We start from the raw sequence: 12102 nt of genomic DNA on the forward strand, positions 1-12102 counted from the left end.
TTAATCCCCTGACGCGGGCGAACGCCGCATCGAGCGATGTGAAGTTACCCGGTGCCCCACCTTCGCCTTGTTGAAACCAACATGAAACCTACCCCTAGATTTCGAGCGAAAACCGGAAACGAATTGGTCCGAGATTCAACTTATGGCCCGCGACATGGGCAGCAATGGTCCGATGGGCCATAGATTAGACATTAATAAAATGCCTATGCCGACTATGAAGAGGCTAGATGCAAATCGCGATTAGCAACTTTACACTTAATTTGGATAACAGCAAAACAGCAAAAGTCAAATTCCTATTGTGAATTTTTCAGTTCAAAACAGTCTAATCGGAATACAAAAAATTACGGGTAATAAAATACTATGCCAAGTAGCAATTGAAAATGAATACCCCCAATTATTGGGGGGATTTTCAACTTCAAATTTTCTTGATGTCATCAACTACCGATTTAACGGCAAGCGGATAACCTGCCTTGTGAGCGGCCATGGCAAGAAGATGTGCCGAGACCGGCGCGGTAAGGACAAAGAAGAAAAAACCGGCGAGCGCCCGCGCCAGCGTCGATATTTCCATGGAATGAATGCCGACAGCCAGAAGCAGAAGGCCGGACCCCACCGTTCCCGCCTTGGAAGCCGCATGCATGCGGGTATAGACATCCGGCAGCCGATTGAGGCCGATTGCCGCGATCAGCGAGAAGATGGCGCCTGAGACCAACAGCGCCGCAACCAGAATAGCCACGATCCAAGCCATCATCGCCTGCCCTTTCCTTTTCTGTTGGCGACACCTTTTTCCATATTTTTTTCAATGACTTCAGATGCCCTTTCGCCATCGAGAACCGCCGCCGGCCGGCGCCGGCCGTCCGGGCCGCGCGACAGCACGAAGCGGGCGAAGGCAACCGTTGCCAGAAAACCGACCAGCCCGAGCGCAATCGCAATATCGACGTAAAGATTGAAGCCGGTGCGGATGGCGATGACCGCGATGAAGCCGATGGCGATGCCCACCAGCATGTCGAGCGCAACGATACGGTCCGGCAAGGTGGGGCCGACGACGACGCGATATACTGTCAGCAAAAAGGCGGCCGACAGAACAACCGATGCAAGTATAGTTGCAAATGAAACTATTTGTTCCGGCGTCATATCTGAAACGCCTCCATGATCTTTCTTTCAAAGCCGTTGCGGATGTCGGTTTTCGTGGCTTCGATATCGCTGCAATCGATCGCGTGCACGTAAAGCGTTTTCCTGTCCGCCGAAACATCGACCGACAGCGTGCCTGGCGTGAGCGTGATGAGATTGGCGAGCAGCGTGATCTCGAAATCGGTCGTCACCGTCAGCGGATAGGCAAAAATGCCGGGCTGCACGTCGAGCTTCGGCCGCGTCACCAGCACGGCGACCTTCCATGCGGAAAGCGCCAGCTCCTTGAAGAACAGCAGCACCAGCGACAGCACGCGGACAAGCCTGAGCCAGTGGTTACGCCCGCCCGGAAGCTGGTGGCGGATGATGCCGAGCGCCAGCGTCGAAACGACAAGGGCGAAAATGATGTTCGCGAGCGTGACGCTGCCCGTCACGGCGAGCCATACGGCAACGAAAAGCAATTGTACGAGATAGAGGCTCATGGTTTGCCCCCTTCGGTAAAGACCGACTGGATATAGGTCTGCGGATTAGCGAGGCCTGCGGCCGCCTGCTGGCTGAGATTGAGCAGGCTTTCCGGAAACAGACCGAAAAATACCACCAGCAACGTCAGCCCCACCAGCGGCGCGAAAGACGGCGCTGCCGAGGGCGATGCCTGCGGCACGGAAGGCTGACCGGTGGATGCCGCAACGGGACGCCAGAAACACAAAAGGAATATCCGCCCGAAAGCGATGGTGGCGATGAAGCCGGAGGCGAGGATGGCGCCGGCCAGCCACCAGGCGCCGATATCGATCGCCGACTTGACCAGCACCGCCTTCGGCCAGAAGCCGGAAAAGGGCGGCAGACCGGAACCGGCGAAAAACAGCGCCAGCGCCAGTGCCGAAAACCACGGAGCCTGCTGGTAAAGGCCTCTAAGCGAGGTGAGGCTGAAACCGCCGCCCAGGCGGGCCGCATGGCCGGCGGCAAGATAAAGCGCCGTCATCAGCACCATCGAATGCAGCGCGTAAAAAATGGCGCCGGTGACACCGGAAGGCGTGCCGATGGCGATGCCGGCCATCATGTAGCCGATACCCGATATGACGATGTAGCCGAGCATGCGGCGGATATCGTTCTGGGCGAGCGCGCCCATGGCCCCGAGCACCATGGTCAACGCCGCCGAGATGGCGATGACGATGCTGAGTTCTTCCCGCTCGACCGGAAACAGCATGACCATGACGCGCAGCAGCGAATAGATGCCGACCTTGGTGAGCAAGCCGCCGAACAGGGCGGAAACGACGATGCGCGGCGTGTGATAGGAAGCGGGCAGCCAGAAGTTCACCGGGAAGGCGGCGGCTTTCATGGCGAAGGCGAGCGCGAACAGGCTCGCAAGCGTCATCAACGGCGCCGAGCCGCGCAGCCCGGTCGCCTTCTGTGCGATATCGGCCATGTTGAGCGTGCCGAAGATGGCGTAGAGATAACCGACCGTTATCAGGAACAGCGTTGTGCCGATGAGGTTCAGAATGGCGTATTTCAGCGCGCCATCGATCTGCTCGCGCGTCGAGCCGAGCACGATCAGGCCGAAGGACGAGATCAGCAGCACCTCGAACCAGACATAGAGGTTGAAGATGTCGCCGGTCAGGAAAGCGCCGGTGACACCGGCCATCAAAAGCATCAGGAAGGGATAAAAACCGTATCGCCTGCCGCTGGCGTCGATATCCGCGCCGGCATGGATGGCGCCCGCAAGTGCAACGATGGCCGCGGCAAGCGACAACAGCGCGCCCGTCAGATCGGCGGTAAAGGCAATGCCGAAGGGCGGCAGCCAGCGGCCCATGACCATGGTGAAGGGGCCATGAGTGGCAACCTTCCACAAAAGCGCGGCATTGAGCAGAACCAGCAGGAACAGCGCCGCGATGGCGACGGTCGCGTGGTGGCGGATAGCGTGGCGCATCATCATCAGCACCGCGCCTGCGCCAATGCAGAGCGCGATGGGGAGAATGATCAGCCAGTCGGTGAGCGGCACGGGCGTCGTGACGAGCGCTGCGGAAAGATCAGTGACTGCGGATGTGGTGGAGGATGCCATGTGTCTCAGCCTCGCCGCTCAATAACCGAGCGGCGGCAAGGGCTCGCCTGCGGGTTCTGCGGTGCGCATTTCGTCCGTATCGTCGGTCTGCAGTTCCTGAAACGCACGCCAGGTCAGCACCAGAAGGAAACAGAAGAAGGAAAAGGAAATGACGATTGCCGTGAGGATGAGCGCCTGCGGCAGCGGATTGGCCGCACCCGCGGGCAGCGCATCCATACCGGGCGGAATGATCGGCGGCACTTCGCGCGTCAGCCTTCCTGCCGTGAACAGCAGAAGGTTCACCGCATTGCCGAGAATGGCGATGCCGAGCAGCATGCGGATGCTGTGGCGCGACAGCATGAGATAAATCGCCACCGAAAAGAAGATGCCGACGAGAATGGAGAAGACCGCTTCCATCAGTCGCTTTCCCTTTCTTCCAGCGCCAGCGCAATGGAGGTGATGGCGCCGACCACGACGAGATAGACACCGATATCGAAGGACATGACGGTGGAGAGCGGTATTTCGACACCGAACAGGTTCGGATAGACCCACAGCCCGGTCATGAAGGGCACGCCGGCGGCCATGGAAACGAGGCCGGAAAGCATGGACAGCAACAGCCCCGCCCCGGCAATGGCGAGCGGATGAAACATGATGGCGCGCCTGACTGCGGCAACGCCATAAGCGATGCCATAGATCGCCAGCGCAGAGACCGCGATCAGGCCGCCGATGAAACCGCCGCCCGGCTCGTTATGGCCGCGCAGCAGCACGAAGATGGAAAACAGCACCATGAGGCTGGTGACGACAGGGGCGACGGTGCGCAGAATGAGCGTGTTCATGCGCGCGCTCCCTTCTTCTTTGCGGTCTTGGCCGGTCCCTTGACAGCGACTCCCTTAACGGCAGCAGCCGGGCGGATGCGGATCAGCGCGAGAATGGCAAGACCCGTTATCATCACGACAGCGATTTCACCGAGCGTATCCGTGCCGCGGAAGTCGACAATGATGACGTTGACCACATTGGCGCCGTGGGCGATGACCTTGGAATAGGTGTTGTAGAAATCCGTCAGGCGGTTGTCGAAGCTCGCCTCGGTCGCGCGCATCAGGAACAAAGCGAAGCCGGTTCCGCAGGCGATGGCGATGGTGCTGTCCAGCAGCTTCTGGCCAAGGCCGCGATGGTCTGACGGCGACAGGCGAAGCCGCGTCATCACCAGCGTCAGAATGACCACCGACAGCGTCTCGACCATGAATTGCGTGAAGGACAGATCGGGCGCGCCGAAGAGCAGGAAGATGACCGCCACGGCAAAGCCCTGAATGCCGAGCGCGATGATGGCGGTGAGCCGGCTCGACGCCGTCAGCACTGCGATGAGCCCCGCCACGGCAATGACGATGAAAGTCAGCTCATGGATGGGCATATCGCGCGGCCAGGACGGCATGGACGGCAATTCGCCATAGAGGAACAGCGGCACCAACAGCACGGCGGCGATGACGGCGAAGGTGGCGGTGACGTAGAACTCCAGCCGGCCGGGCTGAATGAGCCGGGTGATGTGGAACGAGACTTTCACCAGCATTTCGATGAAGACGTCGAAGCCCCTGTCCGGCCCTGCCCCCAGTGCCTTGAAAGTGCGGTCGATCAGTCCACGGACGACGGAAAGCTGCGTATAAAGGACGATGCCGAGCGCGATGGTGAACAGCGACAGGCCGAGCGGCACGCCGATATGGGGAATGAGCGAGATTTCCACCGGTCGCGCCTCGCCGGCAATGGCGCTTGCCATGGGTGTCGAGACATAGAAATGCGCGATGCCGGAGAACAGAGCAATCGTCAGCCCCTTCAGCGCCAGAAGCGCCGGGCCGAGCCAGAGCAGCAGCGGGCCTTCATGCGCGTGTTTCGGGGTCTTCACCGGCTTGCCGAGGAAGGGTTTCAGCGCCACCGCAAAGGCGACGGCGAACATCAGCCCGTTGCCGAGGATGGCGATGCCGGTGAATAGCACGGCACGCGGATTGCCGTGCGCCAGCGCGTAATAAATCTCTTCCTTGGCGAGAAAACCGAAGAAAGGCGGCAGGCCGGCCATGGAAATCGCAGCCGCCAGCGCCGCCGCAAAAGTGATCGGCATGGCTTTTCGCAGGCCGCCGAGCTTCGTCACGTCGCGGGTGCCGGTCTCGTGGTCGATAATGCCGGCGACCATGAAGAGCGCGCCCTTGAACAGCGAATGCGCCACCAGATAAAGCACCGCCGCCTCGATGGCATGGTCGGAGCCGAAACCCGTCAGCATGACCAGCAGGCCGAGCGACGACACCGTCGTATAGGCGAGCATCAGCTTGAGATCGGTCTGGCGCACGGCCAGCAGCGCGCCGGTGAGCATGGTCAGCCCACCGAAGAAGGGCAGCAGGATCTGCCAGGCGGCGGTATCGCCGAGAACCGGGTTGAGGCGCATCAGCAGATAGACGCCGGCCTTCACCATGGTTGCCGAATGCAGATAGGCGGAGACCGGTGTTGGCGCTTCCATGGCGTTGGGCAGCCAGAAATGGAACGGAAACTGCGCCGATTTGGTGAAGGCGCCGCCGAGAACAAGAAGCAGCGCGGCCAGATAAAACGGGCTGTCGCGCAGGACATCGCCGCCGCGCACCAGCATCGACAGCTGCGTCAAGCCGCTGATATCCCAGATGAAAATCAGCCCGGCGAGCAGCAGCAGACCGCCGCCGCCCGTCACCACCAGCGCCTGTAGCGCGGCGCGGCGCGAGGCGGCGCGCTCATGGTCGAAGCCGATCAGCAGGAAGGAGGTGATGGAGGTGAGTTCCCAGAAGACGAACAGCATCAGCAGGCTGTCGGAAACCACGACGCCCAGCATCGCCCCCATGAAGAGCAGCAGGAAGGACAGGAACCGGCCCTGCTGCGGATGGCCTTTCATATAACCGCCCGCATAAAGCACGATCAGCAGGCCGATGCCGGTGATCAGCAGCGCAAAGGTCAGCGACAGGCCATCGATGAACCAGGAGAAGCTGAGATTGAAGCTCGGCACCCAGGCATAACCGCCGGTCACCACCCCGCCTGCCGCGATTTCGGGCAGCATCAGCGCAAAATGCGCAAAAGCGAGAGCAGGCGCAATCGCCAGGACCCACGCCGCATTGTGACCGAACCTTTTAACCAGGACGGGTGCGGCAAGCGCTGCCAGGAACGGCAGAAACAGCGACAGGAATGTCAACGGCGTGACATCTGATGTCATTCACATCTCCCGGGATGCCCCCCACCCCTGCGCGCCAAGAATGGCGTTCTTTAAAATCGATTTTTCCAGTTAAGGCATAGACAAAGCCATCTCAACCCAAATCGACACTCCCGACCCATAACGAACGCGTTATGAGGCGTCGCCCCTTTCAATCCGCCTTCGCGATGACTATTTGAGGCGGGAACAGAAAGGATCATTCCATGAGCGATCTGACATCCCCAAAAATCAAAAAAAGCGATGCCGAATGGCGTGAGCAGCTGACGCCGGAGCAATATCGCATCCTGCGCGAACACGGCACCGAGCGCGCCTTCACCGGGCCCTATTGGGATACATTCCAGAAAGGCCTCTATCGCTGTGCGGCCTGCAACGAGCCGCTGTTCCTCTCCGATACGAAATTCGATGCCGGCTGCGGATGGCCGAGCTATTTCGAGCCGGTAAAGCCGGGCGCCGTGACGGAACATCGCGACGCCAGCTATGGCATGGTGCGCACGGAAATCCGCTGCGCCAATTGCGGCGGCCATCTCGGCCACGTCTTCCCCGACGGCCCGAAGCCCACCGGCCTGCGTTATTGCATCAACGGCCATTCGATGGTGTTCGAGCCGGTTTGATTGGGCAATGGGTAACGCCTATGCGGCATGCGACGTCGGTTTGCGGACGTCCACCCCAAGCACTCAGCGTCATCCTCGGGCTTGTCCCGAGGATGTGCAACCGGTTGATTTAATTCGACGTGGTTAGATCCTTGGGACAAGCCCAAGGATGACAGAGGAGAGGTTGAACGCCCGCGCCGGAGCCGCTTTCTCTAGGCAACCCGCCCGGGAACTAGTTCAGCTTCAGTTCCATACACGTCAAATCCAGCCAGCGGCCGAATTTGGTGCCGACTTCCGAAAACCGGCCGACGACCCTGAAGCCGAGGCTTTCATGCAGGCGGATGGAGGCGGTGTTTTCCGCCTCGATGGCGGCGATCAACACATGCACGTCGTTGCCCGAGGCATGATTGATCAATGCCTGCATCAGCTTCTTGCCGATGCCGTGGCCGCGCGCATCCTTATGCACATAGACCGAATGTTCGCGGGTGTGGCGATAACCGTCGAAAGCGCGCCAGTCGCCATAGGAAGCGTAGCCTGCGACCTTGCCGTCGAGGATTGCGACGATGACCGGAAAGCCGCGTGACTTGCGGGCGGCGAACCATTCCCTGCGGTTTTCCAGATCGACCAGCACGTCGTTCCAGATCGCGGTCGTATTCAGCACCGCATCATTGTAAATCTCCATGATGGCGGAGAGATCGTCCGCGGTCGCGTCGCGCAGTTGCACGCTCATTGTCGTTCACCCTTTTTCCTGCTTGCAGCGGCGGTATTTTCGGCCGCCATCTGCACGAGGATTAGGCGATGATGCGAATGGCTGTCCAGTACCCATCCCGCCATCGGGGCGCATTCTTCAGGATGCCAGCGGCACGAGACTGAAGGAGGTGACCACGGCGAAATAATGAACGGCGGCGGCGGCGACCACGAAAGCGTGCCAGATGGCATTCTGGAAGCGCAGCTTTTCCCAGACATGGAAGATGACGCCGAGCGAATAGATGACGCCGCCGGCGACGATCAGCCAGAGCGTGACGGGTGCCAGATGCGACGACAGCGGCCCGACCACCATGACGCCGCTCCAGCCCATGGCGAGATAAAGGCCGATGGCGACCCGGTCGTAACGGCCGGGAAACAGGCATTTGAGCAGGATGCCGCACAGCGCCGCAAGCCAGATCAGCCCCAGCATGACGGCGATCAGCGGATCGTGGATGCCGCGCATCAGAAAGGGCGTATAGGTGGCGGCGATGAGAATGAAGATCGCCGAATGATCCAGCCGGCGCAGGAACCATTTTACGTTCGAGTGCGGCCAGATATTGTAGGTGAAAGACACGGAAAGACAGGCGACGAGGCCGAGACCGTAAATCCATGCAGCGGCGATCGCGCTGAGCGTCCCCCAGGCGGTCGCGTAGAAAATCAGCGCCGTGGCGCCGATAAGCGCAAACACGATGCCGACACCATGGACGATGCCATCGGCGACAATCTCGTGAAAATCATACTGGCGCCCGAACCGCCACAAATCGCTCATAGTCCAATCCCGTCTGCGTGCTTTCCTCAAAGCATGGAGACAATATTAGACAGGAACAAGACAGCGCCCGGTTAACGGCAATCAAATTGCGTTCGAGGCTGTTGCGAAAGGAGAGGTTGGGGGCAGGCGACGTTCCCTGGCGATAAGGATGAGTTTTTCAGGTTGTCGTACCTACACACCGTCATACCGGCCCTGAGCCGGTATCCAGCCAGCCCAAGTCCTTGGGCTGAAAGAACTCTCTCGCCGCGCAGACGCGCGTCGGCTGGATGCCGGATCAGGTCCGGCATGACGGAGGAAAGGTCGTTCACCCCTCACAACGCCGCAGCGCATTCCTGGCAAAACGGCGTATAGGGCACCGCCTTCAGCCGATCCTCCGAAATCCGCTTGCCGCATTTGACACAGGTGCCGAAGGTGCCGCTGGCGATACGGTCGAGGGCTGCGTCGATGGCGCGCAGCTCGTCCTGCCCCACCTGCCCCAGCTCGTCCAGCACCTCGTCATTGCTGCGTTCGGTGGCGCGATCCTCGTCATCGGGATTGCGAGGCTCTTCGAAATCGGCTTCGATTTTGTGCAGGCGGCGATAAAGCTCGCGCTGGCGGTCACGCAGGATTTTCTCGTAACTTTCGACATTCATGTTTTTTCCTCCAGCCAATCTTCTTGTATCGTCGCATTTCCAGACGGAAAACCGGATTCCACTTTTCCTTGGAATGCTTGGGGGCGCAAAACCCGCCCACAACGCTAAAACGTCAGGCTTTTATCGGTCCACCAGCACCGAGCATTTGGCGTGGCGCACCACGCGGTCGGCGGTGGCGCCGATGAAATAATTGCTGAAATCCGGCGTGTGCGACGCGATGATGATGAGGTCGGCCTTGTGCTCCTCGGCGGCGGCGATGATTTCACGCGCGGGGGCGCCGCTTCTGATTTCCTGGCTGCCTTTGAAACCGGCTCTGGTCTTGATGTCCGAAAGCTTGGTCTTGGCGTCCTTGATGGCGTTTTCGATCAGGTCGACAGGCAGGTCGATCGCCATATAGCCCGGCAGTTCCTCGACAACATTGATGAGAACGATCTCGCCGTCCGGGTCCAGAAGCGCCTTGGCCTTTTCGAGAATCTTTTCCCCCTTGTCGGTGGCGCTGAGGTCTACCGGTACGATGATCTTCTTGTACATGGCTGTCTCCTTTGGCTTGATCCGCCGTTTAGCGTGTCGGGCTAGGCTTATATTTCCCCTTCGGCACAGCCTTCACCTTGATCGAAGTCAAAAGCCGGAGCCGGGCCGGAACGGGGCATTGTCAACGAATAGTGGACAGTCAATCGCCAGACGACGATCTTTGCTGAACGACGAAACCAGCCCATATTCGCCTTCGACAAACGCCGCAAAGCGGCGTCGGCCGATGGTTTCGGCGACCGATCCGCCCCAGGGCGCTTCGGATTCAATATGGAGATCATGATGAGTGAAATCAAACAATTCGCCCTGACGCGGCCGGCCTATGTCGGCCAGGCGCATCTCGTCGTTCACGATCTGCCGCGCGTTTCGGATTTCTACCAGAAGATCATCGGCCTTTCCGTTCTTGAAAAGAACCCGAGCGGTGAAGTGCTGGGTGTCGGCGGCCAACCGCTGCTCACGCTTTCCACCTCCAGCACGGCGGAACGCGCGCCGCGCAACGCCGCAGGCCTGTTCCACACCGCCTTCCTGATGCCGAGCCGGAACGATCTGGCCCATTGGCTGGCGCATGCCGCCCATAACAATGTCCAGTTTCAGGGCGCGTCCGACCATCTGGTCAGCGAGGCGATCTATCTTGCCGACCCGGAAGGCAACGGCATCGAGGTCTATCGCGACCGTTCGCCGGATGAATGGACCTACCAGCAGGACGGCACGGTGGAGATGGCCACCCTCGGCCTCAACCTTCAGGCGCTTTACGACGGCGCGCCGAAGACGGCCTTTACCGGGGCGGCGGAAGGAACAGCCATCGGCCATATCCATCTGCAGGTGGGCAATATTCCGCAGGCGGATGAATTTTATCAGGATGTGCTGGGGCTGAAGATCATGGCGCGTTATCCCGGCGCGAGCTTCTTCGGCTCCGGGGCCTATCACCACCATGTGGCCGCCAATATCTGGAACAGCCGTGGAGCCATGGCCCGCAAGGACAACATGACCGGCCTTTCCGGCTATTCGCTGACCTTCAACGAGCCGGCCGCGCTTGAGACGGCGATTGCCGCACTCGACCGGCTGGAAATCGCCACAGAGCGGCAAAGTGACGGCATTGTCCTCAAAGATCCGTGGGGCATCGGCCTAAAGCTTTCCGCCTAAACGCAAAAAAGGGGCGGCGGAAATTTTTGCCGCCCCGGAACCGCCACATTTTTCGAACGTTTGTCACCTTATTGGGGGACCGTTCGATGAATGAAAATGCCAGGCCGGACAAGACCGGCAGCTTGGTCAACACCGCGGCAACCGCTGCGGCAACAAGAGCGGACCCGCTGGAGGTGCCAGCTTCCGGCTCACGGCGTGACGATGTGCGCAGCCAGCAGCCGCTTGGCCGCGAAGCGCTGGATGTGGTCGTCGCCTGGTCGGTGATCGGCATCTTCCTCATCATGCTGATGGCGGTCATCCACGAATTGTCGCTCATCCTCATTCCGGTGGTGATGGCCATCGTGGTGGGCATGATTCTCGGCATCGCCGCCGAAAAGCTCGGTTCCTACGGCATTCCCGGCTTCGGCGTCGCGCTCATTCTATCGAGCCTCGTGGCGGCGGTGATGTTCTTCGTGGTCAATTCGCTGACCGAGCCGCTCTCGCTTCTCGCTTCGGAAGGGCCGGCGCTGGTGGAGCGCAGCATCGACCGTTTCCTGCCCTATCTGCAAAGCCTCAGATGGCTGAATATTTCGGCGGCGAGCTTCAGTCTGGGCTCGATGTCGATGGAATCTCTGATTTCGCGCAGCGGTGAAATCATCTCGCTGCTCGGCGCCAACATCACGCCCGCCGTCATTCAGGGCCTGATCTTTCTCGCCGCGCTGCTGATGTTCCTCTATAGTCGGCTGCGGCTGCGCAAGGCGATCATCATGGCCTTTCCGGCCCGCCACCAGCGGCTTCGCACCATCCGTATCATCGGTTCGGTGGAAGAGGTGCTCGGCACCTATTTCGCCACGGCGGCGCTGATCTATGCCGGGCTGGGCGTGACGATGGTGGTCATCGCCTATTTCGGCGGACTGGCCATGCCGCTTCTGTGGGGGCTCTTCGCCTTCCTCTCCAGCTTCGTGCCGTTTCTCGGCATCACCGCCATGACGATTTCGCTGACGGTGGCGGGCATCATCACCCATGACAACATCATTCTGGCGCTGCTGCCGGCGGCGATCTTCTTTACCATTCACCTGTTGATGGAAAACCTCGCCTTTCCGGCGGTGGTGGGCCGCAACATGGAGATAAACCCCTTCCTCGTCTTCGTGATGATCATCTTCTGGACGTGGATGTGGGGCGCGGCCGGGGCCATGCTGGCGCTGCCGCTGTCGCTGATCGTCATGACGGTGACGCGGGAACTCTTCCCCTCACGCCGGGTGGTGCCCAAACTGCCGGATTGACCGGCGGTTTTCCGGCGGCCGGCGCGTGGGGTTTACCCCCCTCTGCCCTGCCGGGCA

General features: G+C 60.2%; 15 protein-coding genes. 3 read left to right on the top strand and 12 right to left on the bottom strand.

All coding sequences use genetic code 11. From position 1 onward, the window contains the following. Positions 1-415: 415 nt before the first annotated feature. Genes mnhG through RAC79_RS06520 form a run of 7 tightly spaced genes read right to left on the bottom strand, consistent with a single transcriptional unit; the run spans position 416 to position 6377 of the window. Complete coding sequence (gene mnhG / locus RAC79_RS06490; RefSeq protein WP_003522295.1) at positions 416-748, bottom strand: monovalent cation/H(+) antiporter subunit G; 333 nt, start codon at positions 746-748, stop codon at positions 416-418. Further along, on the bottom strand, positions 745-1131 hold the full coding sequence (locus RAC79_RS06495; RefSeq protein WP_125144653.1) for a cation:proton antiporter: 387 nt from the start codon (positions 1129-1131) through the stop codon (positions 745-747). The genes mnhG and RAC79_RS06495 overlap by 4 nt, the downstream gene beginning before the upstream one ends. Continuing rightward, the gene (locus RAC79_RS06500; RefSeq protein WP_080856101.1) at positions 1128-1607 is read right to left on the bottom strand and encodes a Na+/H+ antiporter subunit E; all 480 of its coding nucleotides are present in this window, start codon (positions 1605-1607) and stop codon (positions 1128-1130) included. The genes RAC79_RS06495 and RAC79_RS06500 overlap by 4 nt, the downstream gene beginning before the upstream one ends. Then, a complete protein-coding gene (locus tag RAC79_RS06505) occupies positions 1604-3181 on the bottom strand; it encodes a Na+/H+ antiporter subunit D (RefSeq protein WP_065654221.1) in 1578 nt (525 codons plus the stop codon). The genes RAC79_RS06500 and RAC79_RS06505 overlap by 4 nt, the downstream gene beginning before the upstream one ends. A gap of 18 nt (positions 3182-3199) precedes the next feature. After that, positions 3200-3577 carry a Na+/H+ antiporter subunit C gene (locus RAC79_RS06510; protein ID WP_003512021.1) on the bottom strand — a complete coding sequence of 126 codons (378 nt, stop codon included), beginning with the start codon at positions 3575-3577 and terminating at the stop codon, positions 3200-3202. Next, positions 3577-3996 carry a Na(+)/H(+) antiporter subunit B gene (locus tag RAC79_RS06515; RefSeq protein WP_065654222.1) on the bottom strand — a complete coding sequence of 140 codons (420 nt, stop codon included), beginning with the start codon at positions 3994-3996 and terminating at the stop codon, positions 3577-3579. Before RAC79_RS06515 ends, RAC79_RS06510 begins: the two co-directional genes overlap by 1 nt. Further along, positions 3993-6377 carry a putative monovalent cation/H+ antiporter subunit A gene (locus RAC79_RS06520; protein ID WP_174038929.1) on the bottom strand — a complete coding sequence of 795 codons (2385 nt, stop codon included), beginning with the start codon at positions 6375-6377 and terminating at the stop codon, positions 3993-3995. Before RAC79_RS06520 ends, RAC79_RS06515 begins: the two co-directional genes overlap by 4 nt. A 200-nt stretch (positions 6378-6577) precedes the next feature. Between RAC79_RS06520 and msrB the strand changes: the two genes are divergently transcribed. Beyond that, the gene (gene msrB / locus RAC79_RS06525; RefSeq protein WP_174038928.1) at positions 6578-6985 is read left to right on the top strand and encodes a peptide-methionine (R)-S-oxide reductase MsrB; all 408 of its coding nucleotides are present in this window, start codon (positions 6578-6580) and stop codon (positions 6983-6985) included. Positions 6986-7196: 211 nt separating this feature from the next. Here the strand turns inward: msrB and RAC79_RS06530 are convergent, their stop codons facing one another. From RAC79_RS06530 to RAC79_RS06550, 5 genes are all read right to left on the bottom strand, one after another. Further along, positions 7197-7694 carry a GNAT family N-acetyltransferase gene (locus RAC79_RS06530; protein ID WP_174038927.1) on the bottom strand — a complete coding sequence of 166 codons (498 nt, stop codon included), beginning with the start codon at positions 7692-7694 and terminating at the stop codon, positions 7197-7199. A 117-nt stretch (positions 7695-7811) separates the two neighbouring features. Next, the gene (locus RAC79_RS06535) at positions 7812-8480 is read right to left on the bottom strand and encodes a hemolysin III family protein (protein WP_174038926.1); all 669 of its coding nucleotides are present in this window, start codon (positions 8478-8480) and stop codon (positions 7812-7814) included. Positions 8481-8791: 311 nt separating this feature from the next. Then, positions 8792-9112: a TraR/DksA C4-type zinc finger protein gene (locus RAC79_RS06540; RefSeq protein WP_035260908.1), complete on the bottom strand. Its 321-nt coding sequence runs from the start codon at positions 9110-9112 to the stop codon at positions 8792-8794. Positions 9113-9232: 120 nt separating this feature from the next. After that, entirely contained in the window at positions 9233-9643 is a 411-nt protein-coding gene (locus tag RAC79_RS06545) for a universal stress protein (protein ID WP_003522284.1), read from the bottom strand. 87 nt (positions 9644-9730) lie between these two features. Then, positions 9731-9940, bottom strand: a complete 210-nt coding sequence (locus RAC79_RS06550; RefSeq protein ID WP_223215700.1) for a hypothetical protein — start codon at positions 9938-9940, stop codon at positions 9731-9733. Between RAC79_RS06550 and RAC79_RS06555 the strand changes: the two genes are divergently transcribed. After that, a complete protein-coding gene (locus RAC79_RS06555) occupies positions 9923-10783 on the top strand; it encodes a VOC family protein (RefSeq protein ID WP_174038925.1) in 861 nt (286 codons plus the stop codon). The two genes, RAC79_RS06550 and RAC79_RS06555, sit on opposite strands and share 18 nt — an antisense overlap. Positions 10784-10869: 86 nt before the next feature. Next, positions 10870-12045 carry an AI-2E family transporter gene (locus RAC79_RS06560; protein ID WP_065654226.1) on the top strand — a complete coding sequence of 392 codons (1176 nt, stop codon included), beginning with the start codon at positions 10870-10872 and terminating at the stop codon, positions 12043-12045. Positions 12046-12102 lie beyond the last annotated feature (57 nt).

The sequence above is a fragment of the Agrobacterium sp. LR_9 genome (assembly GCF_041954855.1).
Lineage (GTDB): Bacteria > Pseudomonadota > Alphaproteobacteria > Rhizobiales > Rhizobiaceae > Agrobacterium > Agrobacterium leguminum.

Coding starts and splice junctions, on each gene's coding strand:
- RAC79_RS06540 (WP_035260908.1), bottom strand. CDS start 9,112: ATGAATGTCGAAAGTTACGAGAAAATCCTGCGTGACCGCCAGCGCGAG.
- RAC79_RS06515 (WP_065654222.1), bottom strand. CDS start 3,996: ATGAACACGCTCATTCTGCGCACCGTCGCCCCTGTCGTCACCAGCCTC.
- RAC79_RS06520 (WP_174038929.1), bottom strand. CDS start 6,377: ATGACATCAGATGTCACGCCGTTGACATTCCTGTCGCTGTTTCTGCCG.
- RAC79_RS06495 (WP_125144653.1), bottom strand. CDS start 1,131: ATGACGCCGGAACAAATAGTTTCATTTGCAACTATACTTGCATCGGTT.
- RAC79_RS06505 (WP_065654221.1), bottom strand. CDS start 3,181: ATGGCATCCTCCACCACATCCGCAGTCACTGATCTTTCCGCAGCGCTC.
- RAC79_RS06535 (WP_174038926.1), bottom strand. CDS start 8,480: ATGAGCGATTTGTGGCGGTTCGGGCGCCAGTATGATTTTCACGAGATT.
- RAC79_RS06510 (WP_003512021.1), bottom strand. CDS start 3,577: ATGGAAGCGGTCTTCTCCATTCTCGTCGGCATCTTCTTTTCGGTGGCG.
- msrB (WP_174038928.1), top strand. CDS start 6,578: ATGAGCGATCTGACATCCCCAAAAATCAAAAAAAGCGATGCCGAATGG.
- RAC79_RS06555 (WP_174038925.1), top strand. CDS start 9,923: ATGAGTGAAATCAAACAATTCGCCCTGACGCGGCCGGCCTATGTCGGC.
- RAC79_RS06530 (WP_174038927.1), bottom strand. CDS start 7,694: ATGAGCGTGCAACTGCGCGACGCGACCGCGGACGATCTCTCCGCCATC.
- RAC79_RS06500 (WP_080856101.1), bottom strand. CDS start 1,607: ATGAGCCTCTATCTCGTACAATTGCTTTTCGTTGCCGTATGGCTCGCC.
- RAC79_RS06545 (WP_003522284.1), bottom strand. CDS start 9,643: ATGTACAAGAAGATCATCGTACCGGTAGACCTCAGCGCCACCGACAAG.
- RAC79_RS06560 (WP_065654226.1), top strand. CDS start 10,870: ATGAATGAAAATGCCAGGCCGGACAAGACCGGCAGCTTGGTCAACACC.
- mnhG (WP_003522295.1), bottom strand. CDS start 748: ATGATGGCTTGGATCGTGGCTATTCTGGTTGCGGCGCTGTTGGTCTCA.